The 22,610-nt window shown below is 55.5% G+C and carries 15 protein-coding genes; 7 read left to right on the top strand and 8 right to left on the bottom strand.

Annotated elements, in window-relative coordinates; all coding sequences use genetic code 11:
• Positions 1 to 28 precede the first annotated feature (28 nt).
• The 3 genes from ABEA12_RS10500 (at position 29) to trxA (ending at position 3,113) form a co-directional block, all read left to right on the top strand.
• Complete coding sequence (locus tag ABEA12_RS10500) at positions 29 to 1,648, top strand: hypothetical protein (RefSeq protein ID WP_210102309.1); 1,620 nt, start codon at positions 29 to 31, stop codon at positions 1,646 to 1,648.
• A gap of 109 nt (positions 1,649 to 1,757) precedes the next feature.
• The gene (gene trxB / locus ABEA12_RS10495) at positions 1,758 to 2,741 is read left to right on the top strand and encodes a thioredoxin-disulfide reductase (protein WP_210102308.1); all 984 of its coding nucleotides are present in this window, start codon (positions 1,758 to 1,760) and stop codon (positions 2,739 to 2,741) included.
• A gap of 24 nt (positions 2,742 to 2,765) precedes the next feature.
• On the top strand, positions 2,766 to 3,113 hold the full coding sequence (gene trxA, locus ABEA12_RS10490; RefSeq protein ID WP_345468057.1) for a thioredoxin: 348 nt from the start codon (positions 2,766 to 2,768) through the stop codon (positions 3,111 to 3,113).
• Positions 3,114 to 10,770: 7,657 nt separating this feature from the next.
• On the opposite strand, the gene ABEA12_RS10485 is transcribed toward trxA, so the two are convergent.
• The 8 genes from ABEA12_RS10485 to rpmH all read right to left on the bottom strand — a co-directional run bounded on the left by ABEA12_RS10485 (position 10,771) and on the right by rpmH (position 16,581).
• Positions 10,771 to 11,982: a ParB/RepB/Spo0J family partition protein gene (locus ABEA12_RS10485; protein WP_210102306.1), complete on the bottom strand. Its 1,212-nt coding sequence runs from the start codon at positions 11,980 to 11,982 to the stop codon at positions 10,771 to 10,773.
• 282 nt (positions 11,983 to 12,264) lie between these two features.
• Positions 12,265 to 13,191 (bottom strand): ParA family protein, encoded by a 927-nt coding sequence (locus tag ABEA12_RS10480; RefSeq protein ID WP_425571770.1) that lies wholly within the window; start codon positions 13,189 to 13,191, stop codon positions 12,265 to 12,267.
• A gap of 266 nt (positions 13,192 to 13,457) precedes the next feature.
• The gene (rsmG, locus tag ABEA12_RS10475; protein ID WP_210102305.1) at positions 13,458 to 14,099 is read right to left on the bottom strand and encodes a 16S rRNA (guanine(527)-N(7))-methyltransferase RsmG; all 642 of its coding nucleotides are present in this window, start codon (positions 14,097 to 14,099) and stop codon (positions 13,458 to 13,460) included.
• Between the two features lie 25 nt (positions 14,100 to 14,124).
• Positions 14,125 to 14,673 (bottom strand): Jag family protein, encoded by a 549-nt coding sequence (locus tag ABEA12_RS10470; RefSeq protein ID WP_210102304.1) that lies wholly within the window; start codon positions 14,671 to 14,673, stop codon positions 14,125 to 14,127.
• A 2-nt stretch (positions 14,674 to 14,675) separates the two neighbouring features.
• On the bottom strand, positions 14,676 to 15,641 hold the full coding sequence (gene yidC / locus ABEA12_RS10465; RefSeq protein WP_210102303.1) for a membrane protein insertase YidC: 966 nt from the start codon (positions 15,639 to 15,641) through the stop codon (positions 14,676 to 14,678).
• A gap of 15 nt (positions 15,642 to 15,656) precedes the next feature.
• On the bottom strand, positions 15,657 to 16,016 hold the full coding sequence (gene yidD / locus ABEA12_RS10460; protein ID WP_210102302.1) for a membrane protein insertion efficiency factor YidD: 360 nt from the start codon (positions 16,014 to 16,016) through the stop codon (positions 15,657 to 15,659).
• Positions 16,000 to 16,368, bottom strand: coding sequence for a ribonuclease P protein component (gene rnpA, locus ABEA12_RS10455; RefSeq protein ID WP_210102301.1), 369 nt, complete (start codon positions 16,366 to 16,368; stop codon positions 16,000 to 16,002). Before rnpA ends, yidD begins: the two co-directional genes overlap by 17 nt.
• Positions 16,369 to 16,443: 75 nt before the next feature.
• Positions 16,444 to 16,581 (bottom strand): 50S ribosomal protein L34, encoded by a 138-nt coding sequence (gene rpmH / locus ABEA12_RS10450; RefSeq protein ID WP_210102300.1) that lies wholly within the window; start codon positions 16,579 to 16,581, stop codon positions 16,444 to 16,446.
• A 503-nt stretch (positions 16,582 to 17,084) separates the two neighbouring features.
• Between rpmH and dnaA the strand changes: the two genes are divergently transcribed.
• The 4 genes from dnaA to ABEA12_RS10430 all read left to right on the top strand — a co-directional run bounded on the left by dnaA (position 17,085) and on the right by ABEA12_RS10430 (position 22,533).
• The gene (gene dnaA / locus ABEA12_RS10445) at positions 17,085 to 18,497 is read left to right on the top strand and encodes a chromosomal replication initiator protein DnaA (RefSeq protein ID WP_210102299.1); all 1,413 of its coding nucleotides are present in this window, start codon (positions 17,085 to 17,087) and stop codon (positions 18,495 to 18,497) included.
• A gap of 982 nt (positions 18,498 to 19,479) precedes the next feature.
• The gene (dnaN, locus tag ABEA12_RS10440; protein WP_210102298.1) at positions 19,480 to 20,610 is read left to right on the top strand and encodes a DNA polymerase III subunit beta; all 1,131 of its coding nucleotides are present in this window, start codon (positions 19,480 to 19,482) and stop codon (positions 20,608 to 20,610) included.
• Positions 20,611 to 20,782: 172 nt separating this feature from the next.
• Entirely contained in the window at positions 20,783 to 21,985 is a 1,203-nt protein-coding gene (gene recF / locus ABEA12_RS10435) for a DNA replication/repair protein RecF (RefSeq protein WP_210102297.1), read from the top strand.
• Positions 21,982 to 22,533 (top strand): DciA family protein, encoded by a 552-nt coding sequence (locus ABEA12_RS10430; protein ID WP_210102296.1) that lies wholly within the window; start codon positions 21,982 to 21,984, stop codon positions 22,531 to 22,533. The genes recF and ABEA12_RS10430 overlap by 4 nt, the downstream gene beginning before the upstream one ends.
• The last annotated feature ends 77 nt before the right edge of the window (positions 22,534 to 22,610 follow it).

The raw sequence follows: 22,610 nt of genomic DNA, 5'->3' as shown, positions 1-22,610 counted from the left end.
CAACGCAAAGTAATCCCGGGAGTAAATCGTGTCGCAGCCCATCGACGCTGGCGCCGTACTTGGTGGCCGTTACCAGGTCACCGAATCGGTTTTGATCTCGGCAGACGGGGACCAGGTACTCAGTGGCATCGATCAGGTGCTCAACCGTTCGGTGAGCATTCTTGTCGGTTCCACGGCCAATGCCTCGCAATTGGCCACGAGCGCGCGCGAAATTGCCACCGGCGAACGCTACGCCGCGGTACAGGTCCTGGACCTCGGAATCTCCGACGGCAGCACCTACTTGGTCACCAACCTGGCGGAACCTGCCGATCTCCTCGACTTGGTGGTTCAGTCCGATGCTCCGTATGTCGAACCGTTCTACACCGATACCCTGGGCACGGAAATCTTTGGTGTGTCCCGCTCAAACGAGCCGGCCAGCTACGAAGACGATGCCGAATACTACGAAGACCAGCGAAGCCAGGAGGAACATCGTCCTGCCATGCTGGACAGGCTTCCGGAAATCAGCCTCAACGAGAAGTTGAACAGCTTCAAGGGTCGCTTTAAGCGGGGTAAGCAGATTGCCCCGCTGTCTGTTCCGGTCGCGCCGGCAACCACGGTGGGATCAAGCACCGAGCAGGCTCCCGCGGTCTCCTCACCATCCCCTGCGGTGTCGTCACCTTCCGTGCCATCGCCGGTAACCACGGCACCGGTTGTCCCCTCCCCGGCAGTAGAGCCAACGCCGCCAGCCAAATCCCCGGCAGAACCCGTGAAGCCTCCGGTGCCGCCAACAGCAAAGCCAACGCCCAAGGTCACTCGGATGGATCCTGCAGACAATGGCGAGGAGCCCCCGGTGACATCTGCAACCGCCCTTGCTGCGGCACAGAAGTCCCGTGGAGTCACGGTAGATGAATCCGGCCAGCGTGTGCCCGCCAGCTTCCCCGCCGCGGCCCAGTCATATTCGAAACCACCAAACGACTATGACGAAGATGAAGAAGAAGCCGGAGACGGCGGAAAGAAGACCACTCGTTTGCTGGTCGGCGCCTTGCTTTGCGCTGTGCTGGTTCTGGCCGTCGTCTTCGCCTATAACACCCTGGGCAACAACAAGCAGGTCCCCGTAGCTACCGAATCCGTGGCACCAAGTGCCTCGGAGTCCGGCAAGAGCACCGAGGAGGCTTCAGAGCCGCCAAGCCCCGAGAAGGCCGTCAAGCCCAAGGTCGTAGACCTCAAACGCATGGTCCCTGGAAGCCAAGACCTCAACGCGGATACCGACGGCACGCTCTCCAAGGCCATCGACGGCAACCCCGCGAGCCTCTACAAGTCATACTCCTACACGACACCAAGCTTCGGCGGGCTTGCGTCCAACATGATATTCATTGCTGAGCTGAAGGAACTATCCGATGTCTCCGAGGTCAAGCTCGAAGGCCTCAACGGTAGCGGGGGCTCTTTCGAGATCCGAATCGGCGAGACCGATGACCTTTCATCCGCGAAGGTCGTTTCCAGCGGATCGTTCACGGGTCCAACCGTGACAGTGCCAGTTAGCGGCGAAGACGGCGCTGATACCAAAGCAAAATACGTTTTTCTGAACGTCACCGAACTACCTCGTCTCTCTTCCGGAGCCAATGCCTCACGACCCTACGGACTTCAGATCGGCGAGTTCCGCGTCTCCTAGATCCACCACGTCGGGAATATCAGCAAGGCCTTTGCTGTTATGCCGCATAGTCCCTCCGCCCAGCGGTGTGTTTAAAACAAGACCGCATTTATGAAAGGTTCACCCAACCGTGGCCACAGAAGCACAAGACGTCGTCCGCAACGTCATCATCATTGGTTCCGGCCCAGCTGGCTACACCTCAGCCATCTATGCGGCGCGTGCCGACCTGCACCCGCTGGTTATTGCTGGTTCAGTGACGGCTGGCGGTGAACTCATGAACACCACCGACGTAGAGAATTTCCCGGGCTTTCCGGAAGGAATCATGGGTCCCGACCTCATGGACAGCATGCAGAAGCAGGCTGAGCGCTTCGGTGCGGAGATCCTTTTCGACGATGTAACCGCCGTTGAGCTTTCCAGTGACGTAAAGGTCGTGACGTTGGGCGATGGGACCACCTACCGTGCCCATGCCGTGATCCTGTCCACGGGTTCCGCCTACCGCGAGCTCGGATTGCCGGACGAGAAGCGCCTAGCGGGACACGGTGTCTCCTGGTGCGCGACTTGCGACGGTTTCTTCTTCCGCGACCAGGAAATTGCCGTAATCGGCGGCGGCGACTCCGCCATGGAAGAAGCCCTGTTCCTGACCAAGTTCGCATCCAAGGTCACCGTGGTACACCGCCGCGATGCCTTGCGTGCTTCACGGATCATGGCCGACCGAGCACTGGCACACCCGAAGATCGAATTCATCTGGGACTCTGAGGTCATTGGTATTTCCGGTGCCGATAAGGTCGCGGGAATGAACCTGCGCAACCTGAAAACCGGTGCGGAGCAGGAAGTGGCCGTCACCGGCATCTTCGTAGCCATCGGCAACGATCCCCGCACAGATCTGGTCAAGGACGTTCTGGAGATGACGTCCGAAGGCACCATAGCCGTCGATGGTCGCACGTCAAAGACCAGCCTGCCGGGCGTCTTTGCTGCTGGTGACGTCATCGATGCTTCATACCGTCAGGCCATCACCGCCGCCGGGTCAGGATGTGCTGCCGCCCTCGATGTGGAGCACTATCTCGCCGACGTCGAAGCCGCTGCTTCCGTGACAGCAGTTTCAGTCTCCAACTAGTCCCATTCCCAAACTCTGGGAAAGATCCATAACGAAAGGTGGCAGGCCATGAGCCAGACCAAAGACGTAACCGATGCAACTTTCCAGGCAGAGGTCCTCGAAGCCTCAAAGCCTGTCATTGTCGACTTTTGGGCCGAATGGTGCGGCCCCTGCCGACAGTTGACGCCGATTCTCGAGCAGATTGCTGCCGAGCATGCCGAGAAGGTAGACGTAGTGAAAATCAACGTTGACGACAATCCTGCCATCGCCGCAAAATATGGCATCACGAGCATCCCGGCCGTGTACGTATTCAAGGGTGGCGAGCATGTTGCGACCTCCATCGGTGCCAAGCCGAAGCCGGTTTTGGAAAAGGAATTCGCAGCTTACCTCTAAAGCTCGCGACACCTTGAAAGGATTCGGTTCATTTGCATTCATAAGGTGAATGTACCGAATCCTTTTCTCGTTCTCATCGAACTCCGGTTTTCATGTTTTTTGTCTGGGAACCACTTGCAGCATGCTGACTGCCAGAATAGGAAAACGCCAAGGATGCAAGTATTGCGCGTCGCCCAGCACAAGCTTTTGAATCCGGGCTCAGCCGGATATAATCGACGATGCGCCCGATATGAGCTCAATCGAGCCTGACGAACACAAGAGCCCCGAGGCATGTCCACTTCTTTCCATGGTGATGACATTCTCTGGTGGCAGACCATAGGACGATCGAAGCGTCTCCGTACTTTTTTCGACCTCTGGTTGCGCAGAGGGCTCTAGTCTCCGGTACGTCGGCCACTCTCCCGCTATTGGTAGGGGGTTCTCGGATTCTCTTTCACCCACTTTCATGAAACGAAGACCGCCGCGGTTCTTAAGGGCCCTGGAAGCTAGCCACCGCTCCAAACTCGATTGCAGCAGCACCCTGGCTTTACGTTTCCCATCCCCGACTTCTGCGGGATATCCGTGTATCCTGCCTAGTCTTCGCTTAGGAGTGCCGAATCGGATGAAAAGATGACATCTGTGAATATCCTTATATAAAAACAACAAATTAACCTTGTTTTATACACAAATCACAGATCTTAGGACTGGGTTGAAATGTCTCAAGAACTGGGAAGTCGTTTCATGCGGAAAGACGACCATCCCTGGAATCTATATTCCAGCGAGGGGGAAAGTCTGGATTCGTGGCAACGCAGCCATCGAACGCTCCCGACGTGAGCTACCACCACGCCGAGAATCCGTTCAATCCACCGGCCCCTCCTACTCGAGGGCCGTGGCAGGGCAAAGGCTCAGGATTTCGGTGAGCGGATATTTGCTATCGTCGGCATTCATCTGGCCCAGCGGATACTTTCGTGCCACCCGCCTAACAGAATTTTTCCACCATGCTGTCATCAACCTGACTGCTAGAGAAGGGACACAAGTCGATCGCGCGCTTCACCGCTGAGCTCCTGCATACACCTCCGTGGTTCATCGGACACAGCGAATGACCAGGCTCGACAACGCCCACCCTCGACCACCAGAGAGGCGGGAGTCGACGAATCAATCCACTAGGTGACCATCAGCGCCACCATGGAATGGAACAGCTCCAACACCACTTAGCGTGAGGCTGGTCCAAGCAGCACGGCTGTTACGCGTCGCAGTGGATGACCGTGAGTAGTCGCGTTGCCTGACGACGAGGCATTCGCTTCCGGGTTTCCCCATCAATGCATGCTGTACGTTCCGTTGAAGGGTCTCAAAGTATTTTCTCTGTCCCGCGCGTAGATTCTCGTCGTATTCTCGTGATGGGTCTCTTCACCGATGACAAAGATTTAAATCCGGTCCACCGCAAGCCAGAGTATTAGAGGAAATGGGCCCTGCTCCTACTTCATCGTGAACAGTGGTCACCAATGCCGTCCTCCTAAGAGCCGCCTAGCTGCCCCCCGGGGCAATGCTGTCACCGGGCCTACTTCCAACGCCTATTTCCTCCGTAGACAGGAACACGTCGGCGACAACCCAGTGGCGCCGCTCATCGTTCAAGCCCCGAGCATCAATGTGTCTTCCTCTTGTTGTCGACGGTGCCACACTCTCTTCTTGCCAATCGTCCCGCAGTCGGTCAATACCACTTAGTATGGAACGCCCGCCCCAAAGCGCATTCTTAGTCGCGAGCGCATTGGGGTACGACTGTTGGGGCCGGAAGAAAGCCCACCTTGTCGCCGCAATGTGGTCTAAGCGGTGCTTGACGACCGTCAGCAGCTCTTGGTACGGCGCTGGTTAGAATCTGAACCGGGGAATGTTCTCCGTTGATGTGACTTATAGCGTGGCAGAAGGCCTCTCTTTCAACCGGGAGTACACGGTAGATGTCCTTGTAGACTTCCAAGTCCTCGCTTGGGGCCAGGCGGTGACACCGTCGCCGTATGTGAGTTGCGTGGCGACGCTGCCTGACCCTCCTCTCTCCACCCCCTCGTTGAATATTTGACTGTTTGGGGGCAAGTGATATTGCGAGTGGGGACCACCGCGGGAAAACGCGAATACTCTCCGTGGGAGCCACCAGTGGCATTGCTGGGACCCACCTTGCCGGCACTGTGCTGGGTGCCGCGCTCTGACCAGGGCCGGTCCGGACCGGTCGCCCCTGCAGGCTGCCGGGCACTGCCAACGAAGGGTAAGTGCACGGCGGAGTCCATCCTGCAGACGATACCGGCGACTCTGCCGGAAAGCGTCTCCGTAGACGGCCCGGCCCTGCGTGTCCTGCACGCGGCGTCTGCAGAAGGGTTGACTTCTGTGTCCATGCAGAGGACGGTCATGGAAATGCACCTGGACATCCACCACACCACCGGACCCTGAGCGGGAAAACACACGTGACGTTAGAGGATCAGCTCCCACCCAAATCAGGTGGAACCCGCTCAAGGCCTGTGGCTGCCACGCAGGGAGGTGCCGGTCCCCAACGGCAATATCAGTGGCCCCGAACGGCAATAACGGGTGGTCCCCAAAGCATAGAATACTTACTCTTCTTTAGTGTGGCTTTTGCGCCACTTGCGAAGGGGTGATGGCCAGCCATCACTCACTCATTTCTGAGGCTGCTTATGCGTTGCTTCCGATCCAGGACTCATACGATTACCTCGGCATTAGTCAATGATCAGTAGGCTGGACCGTGGACCGTAAACGAGCCATCGCGGCCACCACGCTCCCATTAGCAATGCGCATCGTCGTAGGTGTCGCAATCAGTTCCTCCAAACCGATCGTATTCTCGATTCTTCCCATTTCGGACTGTTTCTCTAGCTCAGATCAATATTCCAAATGGCGACAAGGCTTTACCTATGCCGGCCTTGGATTACGCGTCGCGTCGAAACGATTCCAAGCGTTGGCCCATTAGCGCAGCTGTTTCCTCTTCGCGCTCCTGTGTGTTCAGCGCAAGTTTCTGCGCTTTCATAAGTCCGTGTTCCACGTGAAACATTGTCCAACATCAGGCATATTCCCGAGACCAATGAACGTGCACAAAATCTCCGCTACTGTTTGGTGCTGGTGGTGTTTCACGTGAAACATCACCAGCCTCGCTCCAGCTTTAAGCCAAATGACACTGTTGGTCGTTTGGAACAATAAAGTGGCGTGAGGGCACTCACTGAATTGACTTCTTCAACACCAAATGCTGAATCAGCCACAGTTGCCCGTGAGTTGGGATCGCATATTTGGTGCGCATGAAACGAGCAGCGATGTGGGCCCCTCTCCCCACTGCTCACAGATTCTGCGCCGTCGATTCATGACTGCAGATATGTGCACCTACCTTCTTCGATCTTGATACAAAGGGCACACCGGGGAGGCTCGGACATCTGAATTCGAAGCATTAGCAAGGATTTCTGTTAAGGCATCGATAAAAGTTCCATTCTCTGGACGCCATTCGTATCGCAATATGGCGTTCGGATCCGGTGCCGGTTGCAAGGTGTGAAACCCGACTCCCCAAGCCTTCGATCACTACTCAGTATTTGGTCCCTCCATCCTGTTGATCCGTTCCGCATGCCTGCATACTATTTACAACACACCTGACCACGGCGTGATCATCGTTGACAAACACTATCGTGGATCGAAAGTAGGGCATGGATGGCTTCTAAGAACCCAATGAGTTACATCCCCGCAAAGGACAGAACGGCCGCAATCTGAGTGAAATCGACTGACAACACTCAGCACGATGCTTCGCTCCAGGCTTATCTGCGCACCTGGATCCCGAATTCGAGGCATTCGAGACTCTAGTCCCAGTATGATCGGGTCCGGCCATATGCGAATTCAGGGAACCTGTCCGAAGCTACGTTCGACAGCAATGATTCCACCTCCATCGACCTTTCAGGAGGCTCGACATGTATCTTCTATTTCAAAACAAACATAAAATGTTTCCTTAATCATTAAACTGCTCACGTGTTGTTCCTGAGAGTTGACACTACTTAGCCCATGCGGGTAAAGGCGCAGAGTAGTGCACCACTGTTCAGGATTCGGGCGCATAGGTACTCCATAGCGTCGAAGGTCGGTCTTTAACGGCATTCCGCAAGAAACTCCCGTGGAACCAAATAACCAATCAGTCCATGAACGCCCTTCATCGCGCACCGCCAAACCGAACAGTCCTATCGTTTAGTCAGCATTGCCAATGGTCAGGTGAACAAGTTAACTCCAGAGTATGCAAAGGGTGGCGCGTCTTTGCATATCGAGAATTTGCTGTGGTGTGCTGACGCGACTAAGCAGTTTTCAACGCATTCAATGCTTTCCTCATGCAGCTACATCTCGGGGTGGGAGTCCACTGTAGGCACGTTGCGTGGACTGTGGGCGAATTCGCTTCTACCTCGGGTGTGAATCGGTTCTTCACGTGTGACAGGTCCAATGCAAGTGAAAGGTATTCCTGGGTGCATCCATACCAGAAAAGGTTTGATGGGCTGTCGTCCTCAAAGCGTCCGTGCTGTAGGCGCTCCTCGCCACCTCTGCGCGTGAACTTGTATGCAGGAATCAACTCAGCTCACTTATCGGCGATTTCAGAATCACATGATGCCCCTAGTGCGGTGGTTGCGCATGAGGTGCCCATAAGATCATTTCGGACTATTCCAGTGGTAAAAGGTCGAGTAGTTGCGGTCAGACTGCATCGATTGCCTAGGCAGGACATGAGCTCGGCGATCGAAGGTTTCGTTATTTCCGGGAATCTTCCTTCGCCAAACTATTCGGCCGTGTTTCACGTGAAACATACCTTCACCAACGTTCAACGATTCCAACGACGGTGGAGAACATGTGGGACGTGCGATTCATACTATTGCCGATTCTGACATGTTGGCGGTCGCGTGCCCAGCTACATAAGCCAACGCCCAATCGATTCATTAAGGCACATCCGGCGAACCGAAGGTTCGATTCCTATGACTGGATGCGGCATGATGCTCTTCATCCTAAGTCCCTGGATCCTCGTGGGTCTCACGTGAAGAATCTACGTCTTGACGGTGGAGTACTTCTATTCGAGCCTCTGGAAAGCAACATGATGCTTCTATCGAGCCACTGCATAATTCTGTATCGCTGACCCGCCAGCATTAGCTTTGGGTACCGCTCCTAATGAATGGTGATTGCTTGAATACTTGTTTGTTTGGGGCCACCCATAGTGCTCATGGGGACCACCAAATATGCACTTTTCACCACGTCACGGCATATGGCAGAGGGAGCATTTTCAATCGTAGGAAAATGCAGACGAAGCTTGTCCCCAAGCTGCGTTCCCATGCGTTATCCGGCAGGACGATCTCGACGTCGCAAGATATATACAGTGAAAGCGTCGCAGACGTTCTCGACGCTGTAGACCGACTCAACATCGGCTGAGACCTGACGAAAACGTAGAAAACGAAGTATATAAGTTTTTCTTTTATAAGCGCGGTGAGCATCGAAGCGTATTCAACCAACCCGACTGAGCCCCGGTACACCAGCAACTGGCAAGAGTCGACGTCACCCTGTAGCTGCAACACGGCGAACACCTCAACGCGAAGATCGGCCGGCACACCTCGTCAAGGGATGCGACCGGTTATGCGGAACTTACCACCGACACGTGCTGGAAACCAACTCATCCTCCGGCAGAGGAGCACACGACTTCGATGGCCATCGAAGTCGACTGGTCAGGACCCACGATGACGACCATTGGATTCCAAGATCGGAGCTGCTGGCCCCGAACGGGAATATCGGTGGCTCCCGAAAGAAATACTGGATGACCCCCAGCCTAAATACTCTCATTTGAATATCTGACTGTTTGGGGGCCATCAATATTCCGAGTGGGGGCCACCCCGGAGAAAGCGCGAATATTGTCCATGGGAGCCACAAGTGGCATTACCAGGAGCCTCTTAGCCGGTGGGATGCTGGGAGCCGCGACCTGAGCAGGGCCGGTCCGGTTGCCCTGCAGGCTGCCGGGCGCTGCCAACGACGGGAATTCCACGGCGCACTCCATCCTTCCGACGATACCGCGGCCACTACCCGGCGACCCTGCCGGGAAGCGTCTCCGTAAGCGGCTTACACCCGCGGAACGCTGTCGCGGCCCGGCCCTGTGTGTCCTGCATGCGGTGTCTACGGAAAGATCGGCTCCGTCCCAAATCAGGTGGAACCCGCGTGGCGGCCTGTGGCCCCCACGCGGGGACGTACTGTTCCCCAAAGACAGTACCGGTGGCCACCGAAGCTTAGAATACTCGGATCACCTCGAAGCCACTGGCGCTCCTCTAAAGTACAACCGGTGGTCCACCCTGCACATGTATCTACTGTTCCGATCCGATCTAACCCTCGTGCATGGACATTGCCGTGGCGGTTTGCTCATTGGAATGTCAGTTCTTTCTCCCCCGTTATGGATGGTTGCGTAGCAGGCATCTATCTTGCGCGGGTTCCAAGATGAAACCAGTCTCCCGGTCAATGATCACAAACCCATTACGGTTCCGTGCTCAATATTTTGCTGCATGAGTATTCGACGCTTTGGGGACCACCCATTATTGCCGTTGGGGACCAGTGATATTGCCGTTGGGGGCCAGTAAATCCGGGGGTGGGAGCCACCGGCTTCCAGCGGGTTCCACCTGATTCTGAACGGCGCTGTTCCTCTCGTGTCACGTGTTCCTTCCGTCTCAGAGCCGGATGGTGTGGTGGGCGTAGCGGTCCATGAACATCCTCTGCGTGGCCGCCGGTGCGGACACTTCTGCAGACACCGCGTGCAGAACACGCAGGGCCGGGCCGCAGCGGTGTTCCCTGGGCGCGCGCCGCTTGCGGAGACGCTTCCCGGCAGGGTGCCTGGGCAATGGCTCCACTATCGCCGGCAGGACCAACTCACGTCGCGGCACCCACCACCCCGCCGGCAAAGCGGCTCCCGGCAATGCCATTGGTGGCTCCCACGGACAATATTCGTGTTTTTCTGCGGTGGTCCCCACGCGCAATATTGCTGGCCCCAAACAGTCAAATATTCATGTTGGCCCTCTCACCGGTTCGTCAGGGGTTGTAGAGCTTTCAAACACGAATCCCGATAGGTCCTAGAGACTGTGGGTGATTCCTAATTACCGACCGCGGCAGATCAATCCCCCAACGGCCCCTCGGCGCTGGAGGCCTGCGCCCGATGCATACCCGTACTGACGATCCGGCACGGAGTCTGGCGCAACGTGTCTACTTCGGTTAATCAAGGTTTCTGGATGGATCCAACAATGTATAGCACGAGACGGATCGGCCAGGGTCAAAGACCCGGAGCATTGGCAGTTTCTCAACCGCTTGGAGGGGACTCGTGGAACGCTAGCACGAGGCCGCTACGGCCACAGAGGCGACGATTAGACTAACGAGTGCGTCAATGACCAGCCGGACGCTCTAGGAGGCCACTGAAAGCCTCCTAACGCTCATAGCGAAGGCAGGGAGAACAACTACGCTTTCCGTTCCTCGCATGACATGGACACGCTCGAGCAATAAGAGATCTACACAAATCTTCGGATACCGTACCTACGACACCATGAACCAGCTCGTGTCCCACCCGCGGGAGATGCCCGTTCCCCCCGATATCTCGGATGGGTACACATCACAAAAAAGTGGAGTGTTTCACGTGAAACACTCCACTCTAAGAAGGCAGCAACTACCTGGTTTCCCCTTCCGGAGATAGGACACCCATTATGCGATTGAGGTCGTCCACGCTGGCGAACTCAATGCTTACACGGCCTTTGCGGGCCCCGAGAGAAATCTTTACGTTGGTATCTAGACGGTCAGACAGTGACGAAGCCAGAAAATCCAGGCGCTCATGCCGTTGTGTCTGTTTAGGTGCACTTGGCTTTCGGCGGTTCTGCTGGTCATCGCTTAGGGCCACAGCTTCTTCAGTGGCCCGAACGGACATACCCTCGCTTACGACGCGCTGTGCCAACTGTTCAATGGCAGCCGAATCGGAAAGCCCTAGGAGCGCACGGGCGTGCCCCGCCGTTATCACTCCGACAGCCACCCTACGCTGTACGAGAGCCGGCAACTTCATGAGGCGAATGGTGTTGGAGATTTGAGAACGTGAACGGCCGATCCTATCCGACAGAACTTCTTGCGTACAATTGAATTCACTGAGCAGCTGTTGATAGGCAGCGGCCTCTTCAAGAGGGTTCAACTCCGACCTGTGGAGGTTTTCCAGCAGAGCATCGCGGAGAAGGGCGTCATCTTCAGTTTGGCGAATAATCGCGGGAATTGTCGTCAATCCCGCCGCTTGGGTAGCTCGCCAGCGACGCTCACCCATGACTATTTCGTACGTTTCCTTATTGCTTTCACGTGATGGACGTACCACGATTGGCTGCAACAGGCCCACTTCACGAATGGAGTGCACAAGCTCGTCCATATGCTCTTCGTCGAAGTATGAACGCGGTTGCTTTCGGTTCGGGTGAATTTTATCCACACCGATCTCCGCAAAACTAGCACCCGGTACATCCACAAGTTCGCTAATATCTGGTTCCGCCGAGTCATTTGATCCAGCTCGCCCCGATGAGGCGATCAAACCAGGCATCTGGGCCCGACGTTTTTTGGCTGCGGTCGATGGAACGGAAGCAGGCGTGGTTTTCTCGGCAGCTGCATCTGCTTCGGTTTTTCCAGGAACAAAGAACATATCGACGGGCCGGGCGGTTTTCGCACTAGGTGTAAAACCTGTCGTCTGTCGTTTTGGAACACTCTGTTCCGACAATTTCACATTTTTTGAAGTTTCGGACTCCGTTGTTCCACGTGAAACATTTCCCGGAGTTTCTTCCTCAGTCTCCACGACAGGGCTGCTCGAAATCAATGCACCGAGACCTCGTCCTAAACCACGTCGTTTTTCCGACATTGGATGCTACTCCCTTTCGACACCGTTTCTACCTTGACCCAAGGCAATTCTACTGTCTGGTTCGCAAAACATAAGGACCCGGCTCACGGGTGTGGCCCCGGTTGGTCGAGACCGCTCCGTAGGGCCTGACTGCCGTTCAGGTGACATAACGCTGAACCAGAGAATCTGTGTGAGTCTTGTGGAGATTATATGCAACCGTTTAAGAATGATAATTTGTCATTTGGTCGGCAGAATGATTATTTTCGTTGCCCTGAATGAACGATAAGGACGAATCTCGAACGACTAGCTTTTGCCACGCTCGGCGATTTCGGCTGCAGCCTCTAGATACGAAAGAGCACCCGTGGAGCTGGAATCATAGGTGATCACGGTTTGTTGATAGCTTGGAGCTTCCGAGATCCGCACGCTACGCGGAATCACAGCCCTAAGAACCTGATCCGGGAAATGCTCACGTACTTCGCTCGCAACCTGTGCGGCTAGGTTTGTACGTCCGTCATACATGGTCAAAAGTATCGTTGAGACCGAAAGGTCCGAGTTGAGATGTTTTTGGATCATCTCGATGTTCTTGAGAAGCTGGCTTAACCCTTCCAGAGCATAGTACTCGCACTGTATCGGAATTAAGACTTCCTGGGCGGCAACGAAGGCGTTGACCGTCAATAGGCCAAGGCTCGGCGGGCAATCAATAAATACATAGTCGAGGCGATCCATGTCGTTCGCTTCACGATACTTGGCATATTCCTCAAGCGCCCTGCGAAGTCGTTGTTCCCGCGCGACCAACGAAACAAGTTCGATTTCTGCACCTGCAAGATGGATCGTCGCCGGAGCGACCGTAAGATTGTCTATGTCTGGGCATTCCGCAACAACATCAGACAACGCCATGTCGTTGATAAGGACATCGTAAATACTGTCAACATCCGCATGATGCTCAATTCCCAATGCAGTTGAGGCATTTCCCTGAGGGTCGATATCAATCACCAGTACGTTTAGGCCGGCGATGGCCAACGCGGCAGCAATGTTGACGGTGGTGGTAGTTTTACCAACACCGCCTTTTTGGTTACTGACCGTCATATAGCGGGTGATGTCCGGTTTCGGTAGTTTCCTGCCACTCAACTTCTCTCGCCTTTTGTGTTCACTTGCGAGTTGGCTGGCCAGCGGAGAACTATCGTCGCTGGTGTCGAAAACATTTCGCGCCGCCGTAGGTTCCTTCGCCACTACTGTGTCCCCTCCATCGGAAGCCTTTATTTCCACAGTTTTGATCTCATCCGGGATATGCGTTGCGGGTGGAATCGTTTCACGTGAAACATTGTCAAGTTCTTGTAAAGCAACAACTTCAGGTTGCTCTAAATTGTTCGGCAGACCGAAACTAGCAAAAAGCGCTGCAAACGGTGGAATCTTGTTAACGTTACGCTTCAATACGGTTCTCTCTACTAACTCAACAGGTGATACCAAACCACCTGATACAGCCTATCGCGATTGCCTCAGCCTACGTGGATACGCACCACGGTCGTCGGTTCGCTCAAAATCTCTTCCCCGACCGTCACGACATCAGTACGGGTTCCACCAAGACGACGAATCACCTTAGTAGCCTTTTCTACTTCTTCGGCTGCTGACCGACCCTTGATAGCCAAGACCGTTCCCTTGCCGTGCAACAACGGAATGGTAAGTCCGGCCAGATTCGTCAAGGCGGAAACTGCGCGCGCGGTTGCGAAGTCCGCGTTAACTTGGTCCACGACCTGCTCGGCCCGGCCTCGCAACACAGTGACGTTTTCGAGTCCTAAGTCCTCAACAACTTCGTTCAACCAGATGCAACGACGTTCAAGAGGCTCGATCAAAGTCAGCTTTAGGTCGGACCTAGCCAGGGCAAAGGTCAAGCCTGGGAGCCCTGCTCCACTGCCGACATCGGCGACATGGGCACCCTGGTCGATTAGGTTGGCAACGACAGCGCAGTTCAGGACATGCCGGGACCACAGCCGTGGGACCTCACGCGGCCCCAGCAGGCCACGTTCCATACCTGTAGTGGCCAGATGCTGGACGTAGCGTTCAGCCAACCCCAGGCGGTCGCTGAACACCGCCTGTGCAGCGCGGCTCTCTTCTGCGGTCAGTTCTACTTCGTTGCTCATAGCTTGAGGTTCCTTAGTTGCGTGCTTAGGAGTCGCCGTGGGAAACGACAATATGGCGTCGGGGACCTTCACCCGAGGACTCACTGTGCATTCCCAATTCTGCAACGAAATCGTGTACCAGCTTGCGCTCGTAAGCACTCATGGCATCAAGGGGAACATCTTCTCCGCTGGCCTTAACCTTGGCAGCGGCTTCCTTGGCAATTCGCTTAAGATCTCCGGCACGCCCTTGGCGGTACCCTGTGATGTCCAAAACCAGTCGTGAGCGGCTACCTGTCGCGGTCAGTACAGCCAGCCTTGTCAATTCCTGCAAGGCGTCCAATACCTCGCCTTTGGAACCGATTAGGCGACGCAAGGAGGCCCCGTCCTCTGGTTCCCCCGCGATCGAGATATACGTGCGTCCACCACGGACTTCAATATCGATGTCGCCGTCGAGGTCAGCGATATCAAGCAGTTCCTCAAGGTAGTCGGCGGCGATATCGCCTTCTTCCTCGATGCTGCTGGCAACATCGGGGATTTCTGTTTCCTCATCCGGCGTTGCGGTTTCGATAGCGTCACTTTGCTCAACATGGCTCATGGCTACTTCTTCTTCCTGTTTTTGCGCTGTGGCTGGACGCGTTGCACCTTTGGTTCTTCAACAATTACCTCTGCTGCAGCTTCATCGGCCTTTTTCTGACCGATGGGCGGAAGTCCCTTGGCTGCGCGACGCTCGTTGAGTTCACGTTCGGCCTGCGAACCCGGAGTCGGGTTGTTGCGAATAACGTAAAACTGCTGACCAAGGGTCCACAGGTTGGTGGCTGTCCAGTAGATTAACACACCGATGGGGAAGTTGATGCCGCCAATGCCGAAGACCAGCGGAAGGATGTAAAGCATCATCTTCTGCTGCTTCATGAAGGGGCCTTCAAGGGCCTCCTTCGTCATGTTCTTGGTCATGATCTGCTTCTGAGTAATGAACTGCGAACCAGTCATAGCCAGAATCATGATTATGGCAACGATGATCACTGCAACGTTGATTGGACCGTCGGAGTTGATCGTCCCCAAGAACGTCTCCGAAAGCCTTGCACCGAAAATCGAAGACTGGTCAAAACTGCGGATGGATTCCGCAGATAGCTTGCCGACGCCTTCGCCAGCCTGGCTTGCTTGTGAGGCACTGTTCAGAACACGGAAGAGGGCAAAGAAGAACGGCATCTGAATGAGCATTGGCAAGCAGGAAGACAGCGGATTGGTCTTGTGCTTTTTGAACAACGCGCGCTGTTCAGCGATCATGGCCTGCTGCGAAAGCTGGTCTTTCTTGCCCTTGTACTTGGCCTGGAGCTTGCGCAGGTCCGGCTGTAGCGCTTGCATGGCGCGCTGCGCCTTGATCTGTTTGACGAACACCGGGATCAGAGCGGTACGAATCAACATCACCAGGAAGATGATGGACAGCGTCCATGTCCAACCGGAGCTGGGATCCATACCAATGAGGCCGAACAGTTCATGGAAGGCCCAGAGGATCCATGAGACTACATACCGAAACGGGGTCAGAATCGAGTCAATAAAGTTCATTACCGGTCATGCTCCTCAGGCCGCGTCTGCGGCATCTTCGTCGGCGGGAATCGGAGGATGATTCAACACCATGATCTTGGGGGTCTTGCCTTCTGGCCAAATCCGCCGGCCTTCGGGAACGTAATCGATCCCACCATGACTAAACGGATTACATCTTAAGACGCGCCAGACGCTTAGCCCGATGCCTTTAACTGCACCGTGTACCGTAACCGCTTCAAGGCCATAGGCCGAGCAGCTAGGGAAATAGCGACAAACATCGCCGTAAATCGGCGAAATGATCTTCCGATAGACCATGAGAAAACCGATGATCAGGTTCCTCGGTATATCGATCAAGAACCAAAGAATTCCGTTTCTTGGCCTAGAGTCCTTTTTCATGCTTGGTCCTTGCCTTTTGCAGAACAGACCCAAGCGCGGATCGGACTTGTTGGCTCAGTTCGTCCCAGTTGATGTCTGCAGAACCAGGCAAAGCCCGGACCACGACATCGAGACCGGTGGCGTCCGCAGTAAACTGCGCGGCCAGAGCCCGCATTCGTCGTTTGACGACATTGCGGTGCACGGCATTGCCAACGGCCTTGGAAACGATGAAACCAAAACGATTATTGCCCTGGGGTTCTTCAGAACGAACCCGTGCATATAGCACTACGTTCCGGCGCCCAGTTCGGGCGCCGGAACGTACAGTGGCTGTAAAATCCTGTGATAGACGCAATCGTTGATTCTTTGGCAACACGACGTCACGCGTCGAGTCTAAAAAACAAAGAACCCACGATTACCTGCGCTAGTTCAGGAAAATAGTGCTTAATGGTTATGCAGAAAGTTCGCTGCGGCCCTTGGTGCGGCGGGTTGCCAGAATGGCACGGCCTGCACGGGTACGCATACGAAGTCGGAAACCGTGCTTCTTGGCACGACGACGGTTATTCGGCTGAAAAGTCCGCTTGCTCACGGTAGTAACTCCAAGACGATCATGTGATGCGCCTTGCCCGTTGCTACTAAGTACGGAAGAACAGGCTGACGCTCGTATTCAGGTGGGCCTCGAGGACTGTTCCGTACTTTCGATCAATCAAGAGATTCTCGAAGATACCTCACAGTGCCAAAAGTGCACACATAGGACTACACAACGATAGGGGTGGAAGTGAAGGCACGTCAAATTGGACGTTTCGGAGACCAGCTCACACCCTTGCCTCAATGTGTCTAGAGCTTGTGGATAGTTCGGTGGATAAGTCTCGTTCCACCCTAGTTCCATGGGTTAATTCCCATGTCCTGGATCTCAATCCCTACTTGTAATTCCGACGGTTTGCAAGCTTCCAAGAGTTATCCACCTCAAGTTATCCACTGTCTGTGCATAACGCTGTGGATGAGAGCTAGAATCATTCCGTTGGGTTCAGTAGCTGGGAACCCCATTCGTCGCCCGTTTGGTCGATGTAACAGAACGAAGGGGCCTTGATTGTGAGCACGGACGAGACCAACAGTGTCGGCAGTGCCTGGCGCCAGGTAGTTCGCCATATCGAACAAGATGACCGGGTGACTCCCCGACAACGTGCATTCGCTGCCTTGGCGCAACCCCAGGGACTCATCGGAACTACGCTCTTGCTAGCAGTACCCAACGAGTTGACTCGTGATGTTCTTCAAACCCAGCTCAAGGACCCTCTTGAGCAATCGCTGAAACTCGTTTTCCAGTCGGATATTCGTTGTGCATTCAGTATTGACTCTGATCTTCTTCCGGAAGAAGCGCCTGTTCCCCCGGTCGAGCTGCCACCGGTCCCCAAAGCGCGTATCAGCGATGTTCTTCCCCAGCCTTCGCCCCCTTCGAACTCCCAGGAATTCGGCCGCCTAAACCCGAAGTACATCTTCGATACCTTCGTGATTGGTTCTTCGAACCGCTTCGCACACGCAGCAGCTGTCGCGGTCGCCGAGGCGCCGGCCAAGGCCTACAACCCCTTGTTCATCTATGGGGACTCCGGTCTGGGCAAGACTCACCTCCTCCACGCAATCGGGCACTATGCACGGCACCTCTACAACGGTATTCGCGTTCGTTATGTGAATTCGGAAGAATTCACTAACGATTTCATCAATTCGATTCGTGATGACGAGGGTGCAAGTTTCAAGCAAACCTATCGGAACGTGGATATCCTGCTGATCGATGACATCCAGTTCTTGGCCAACAAGGATGCCACCCAGGAAGAGTTCTTCCACACATTCAATGCACTCCACAACCACAACAAACAGGTTGTCATCACCTCTGACCTTCCGCCCAAGCAGCTATCCGGGTTTGAAGATCGTATGCGTTCACGCTTCGAGTGGGGCCTGCTTACCGATATCCAGCCTCCCGAGCTTGAAACCCGCATTGCCATTCTGCGCAAGAAGGCCACGGCCGAGAATCTCTCCGCTCCTGATGAAGTCATGGAATACATCGCTTCAAAGATCTCGACGAATATCCGCGAACTCGAGGGCGCGCTCATTCGCGTCACGGCTTTCGCTTCGCTCAATAACCAGACGGTCGACATGAGTCTGGCTGAGACCGTCCTGAAGGATTTGATCACCGATGAAGGTGCCCAGGAGATAACTCCGGCAACCATCGTTGCCCAGACCGCCGAGTATTTTAATCTGACGATCGAGGAGCTCACCAGCAAGTCAAGAACAAGGACTCTGGTAACGGCACGCCAAATCGCCATGTACCTTCTTCGTGAACTCACCGATATGTCGTTGCCGAAAATTGGTCAGGAACTTGGAGGCCGCGATCACACCACAGTCATCCACGCGGATCGCAAGATCCGAGAACTCATGGCCGAACGACGTGCGATTTTCAACCAGGTAACCGAGCTGACCAACCGAATCAAGCAGCGGCAGCGAGAAGGGTAGCCCTCTAAAAGCCTAATAACCACAGGTGTGGATAAACCTGTGGATCATTAAGTGGACGACTGGGTTTTCCTGCGGATAACTACAGGGCTACCTGTGGATCCTTTTAACCGCGCGGAAAGTTATCCACTGGTCCATGACACTGAGTACCACCCCCAGTCACATGTTGTGCACATGCATAATTGGTTCATTCCCGCACCCCTAGGCACTTATCCACAGTATCCACAGGGGTTATTAACACTACTAATCCCATCTTTCTTATTAATCCAGATAACAAGTCCACTCGCTCCGAAACCGCCGATTCAGTCCAATGAACGTCGTTTGATTCTCAGGGGATCGCCACTTGAACGGTGGCCACAACTACCGCTTCCTGAAAGCGCTCCCGCATTCCAAAAGTCTTCTTTCACCACCCCACCGACCGTTCCAAACGGCGTTACACCGTGGCAATGGTTCTGGCCCTAGTTCATAGATCCTCAACACCAGCACGACAAACACTTCGCTCCAGAGAACCTAAGCCGTCACGCAATACGAATCGACAGCGATTCCTAGTAAGCCGGGTTTGCTCACCCTTCTGTTTAGCCATTCACAAACCAACCAAAGGCTCGTTCGTAGAAGGGTAAAAACGCAGGTTCCGAACTGCTGCTCGTGCATGGCTGTTCTGCCGGCCATTGCAATTCCAAAGAAGTCCCTCTTGGTAGTCCCCTGATAAACCAAACCCGGTGTTCCTCAGTGCCCTGATGAACTGGGATTCTCTGCATCCCGCCTTATATCCGTACATTCCGTCAAGAACCATGTTTTTGTGGTTCCCAAAGCCGGTATGCTTGAGGGCTGTGTCCTATGTGTTGCCGACCAAAGCAGTCGGTTCACGCAGCAGGCAGGCAAATGCATCTCGCTCTTCGCATCGCGTGTGTTTGATTTTTCTTCGCCCGCTACTCTTGTTTTAAGTCATTTACTGTCGACTTCGTCCTGAAAGGCGGACCACTTCGTGAAGTTCAGCGTTGAAAAGGATGTATTGGCCGAAGCCGTATCCTGGACCGCCCGTTCACTATCCCAGCGACCGCCTTCACCGGTGCTTTCAGGCATCCTCATCACCGCGAAAAACAGCACGGTTTCACTCGCCGGTTTTGACTACGAAATTTCTGCTCACCTTGAGATCGCAGCCGACGTTGCCGCCGAGGGGACGATTCTCGTTTCAGGCCGATTGCTGGCCGAAATTTGCCGGAGCCTTCCAAATGCGACTGCCGTCATCGAGACGGACGGAACCAAGGTCACTCTGACTTGCGGGAGAAGCCGATTCCATTTGGCAACCATGCCCGTAGCGGAGTACCCGGAACTTCCAGTTCTTCCCGAGGTAACCGGCGTAGTTGACGGCGAGGCTTTTGCGCACGCAATCAACCAGGTCATCGTGGCCGCGTCCAAAGACGACACCTTGCCGATCCTTACCGGTGTCAAGATGGAAATTGAAGATGACCTGATCACTTTCCTGGCTACAGACCGTTACCGTCTGGCCATGCGCGAAGTTCACTGGAAGCCGTCCCAGCCAGGCATTTCCACTTCGGCGTTGGTCAAGGCCAAGACCCTGAACGAAGTTGCCAAAACGCTAGGCTCTGCAGGCGAACTGAAGATCGCCCTTGGCCAAGGCAACGAGCTGATTGGTTTCGAAAGCGGAAACCGCCGAACCACATCGTTGCTCGTCGACGGTGATTACCCGAAGATCCGGTCCTTGTTCCCCGAGAACACACCGATCCACGCCACGGTGCGTACCTCCGAGCTCATGGAAGCGGTACGTCGTGTGGCGGTTGTTGCCGAGCGCAACACCCCGGTTCGGCTCTCTTTCGCCGGAGGCCAGCTCTCACTCGATGCCGGAACCGGTGAGGACGCCCAGGCTGAGGAATCCATCGAAGCGCAGATCGACGGTGATGAGATCACCGTCGCATTCAACCCCGCCTACCTCAGCGAGGGACTGAACGCGTTCACCAGCGAATTCGTGCGCTTCTCGTTCACGAGTGCGCCGAAACCCGCCATGATGACGGCGCAGTCCTCCCTGGACGGCCAGGACAGCGACGAATATCGATACCTCGTCATGCCGGTGCGGCTACCAAACTTGCCCAATTAGGTTGACTGCGGGGGAAGGCACTGTTTTCCTCACCGGCGCAACCTCGTGTTCGGCTGCTCCACGACCGCTCCAATCGGAGCGGCCGAACACAACTTCACTTGGCGTTTTCCGCCAATTCTCTGTTACCCGATCGATGGCATTGCGCCCCTCGATCCCATCGCAGGACGTTTAGGTGTACATCTCACATGTCTCTCTCACCGACTTTCGCTCGTATGCGCAAGCCGATGTCGAGCTCGGACCTGGCACCAATGTCCTGATAGGTGCAAACGGCGTTGGAAAGACCAACATCGTCGAAGCCATCGGTTACCTGGCAACGCTTTCTTCGCATCGGGTCACCAACGACGCACCGTTATTGCGCTTCGGCACCGATCGCGCCCTGGTTCGTGCACGGGTCCAGCGGGCAAGACTAGTGACCACCCTCGAAGTGGAAATCACTGCCGGCAAGGCAAACCGAGCCCGTATAAATCGCGCAAACCCGGTGAGGGCCCGCGATATCCTCGGCATCGTGCGTACGGTTCTTTTTGCCCCCGAAGACCTTTCCTTGGTCAAGGGAGACCCCTCGAACAGACGCCGTTTCCTGGATGAACTGCTGGTCATCCTGCGTCCTGGCGAGGCGGCAACCCGAGGGGACTACGAACGGGTCCTGAAACAACGCAACGCGTTGCTGAAGTCGGCCCGTGCCGGCAGCAAGCTCTCCACAACGCGTGAAGCCACACTGGATGTGTGGGATACGCATCTGGCCCGAGCCGGCGCACGGGTGCTGCGCGGCCGCCTTGAGGTCCTGAGCCTGCTCTCGCCCTACATGGGCGCTGCCTATGCCTCGTTGGCCGACGCCAACAAGGAAGCACGCGCCTACTACCAATCAACGGTCGTGATAGATCCCGAGGACGAGGAACCCACAAACGGTTTCTCGACCGTCCAAGACCATCCGGCCCAAGTCGCCCCTGCAACCCTGCTCGATGCCGGAATCCGGGAACTCGAGGAAATGTTCCTTGCGGCCCTGTTGAAGAACCGTGACAAGGAACTTGAACGCGGCATCACCCTTGTCGGACCCCATCGTGATGATGTCCTGCTGACCTTGGGTAATGCCCCGGCCAAGGGATATGCCAGCCACGGAGAGACCTGGTCATTTGCCTTGGCCTTGCGGCTGGCTGCCTACAAGGTCCTGGGCGAGGATGATCCTCGTCCCGGAGCCGGACCGATCTTGATCCTCGATGATGTTTTTGCCGAACTCGATGCAACTAGGCGTACGCGGTTGGCCACCATAGTTGCCGGTGCCGACCAAGTGATAGTCACCGCCGCCGTGGCCTCGGATGTGCCCGCAGAGCTAGGCGGTGCCTTCCTGAAGGTTAGCCCCGGGGTGGTGAGCACGTGAGCGAAGAGAAGGATCCGCACGCCCCGGAAGCGCTCGATGCCACCCGCGCGATACTCAACCGCATGCGCGAATCGGCAGTCAGCCGTGGCGAGGCAAGAATCGATGCCGCGAAAGCGGCAAGGTTCGAGGAGAACGCCGCTGCGCGCAAGACGCGAAGGCGTGCCTCCTCCGCACCGGCGAAATACACCGACGGACGCGATCCCCAGGAGATCGGCAACCTCTTCGGCAAGATTGTCCGGGACCGCGGTTGGAGCGCACCTGTTGCCGTGGGATCGGTGCTGTCGCGCTGGAGCGAACTGGTGGGACCCCAGATCGCACAGCATTGCATCCCGGAATCCTTTGAGGACTCCACCGTGGTGGTGCGGTGCGACTCCACGACCTGGGCCACCCAGGTGCGCTTGCTTTCGCACGAATTGCTTAAGCATTTCGACAAGGAACTGGGCCAAGGAGTGATCACCGTGATTCGGGTGCTGGGTCCGGCGGCACCCACCTGGAGGCACGGTGGACGCTCGGTAAAGGGCCGCGGCCCGCGCGACACCTATGGGTAGCGAAACAAAAACGCGTAGCTGGCCCGCTGGTGCGCTCAGAGCTCGCAAAGCACATAGCCCCCCAGACGAGTCGGCAT

Source organism: Paeniglutamicibacter antarcticus, from assembly GCF_039544305.1.
Taxonomy (GTDB): domain Bacteria; phylum Actinomycetota; class Actinomycetes; order Actinomycetales; family Micrococcaceae; genus Paeniglutamicibacter; species Paeniglutamicibacter antarcticus_C.
This window is presented reverse-complemented; position numbering and strand designations above follow the sequence as displayed.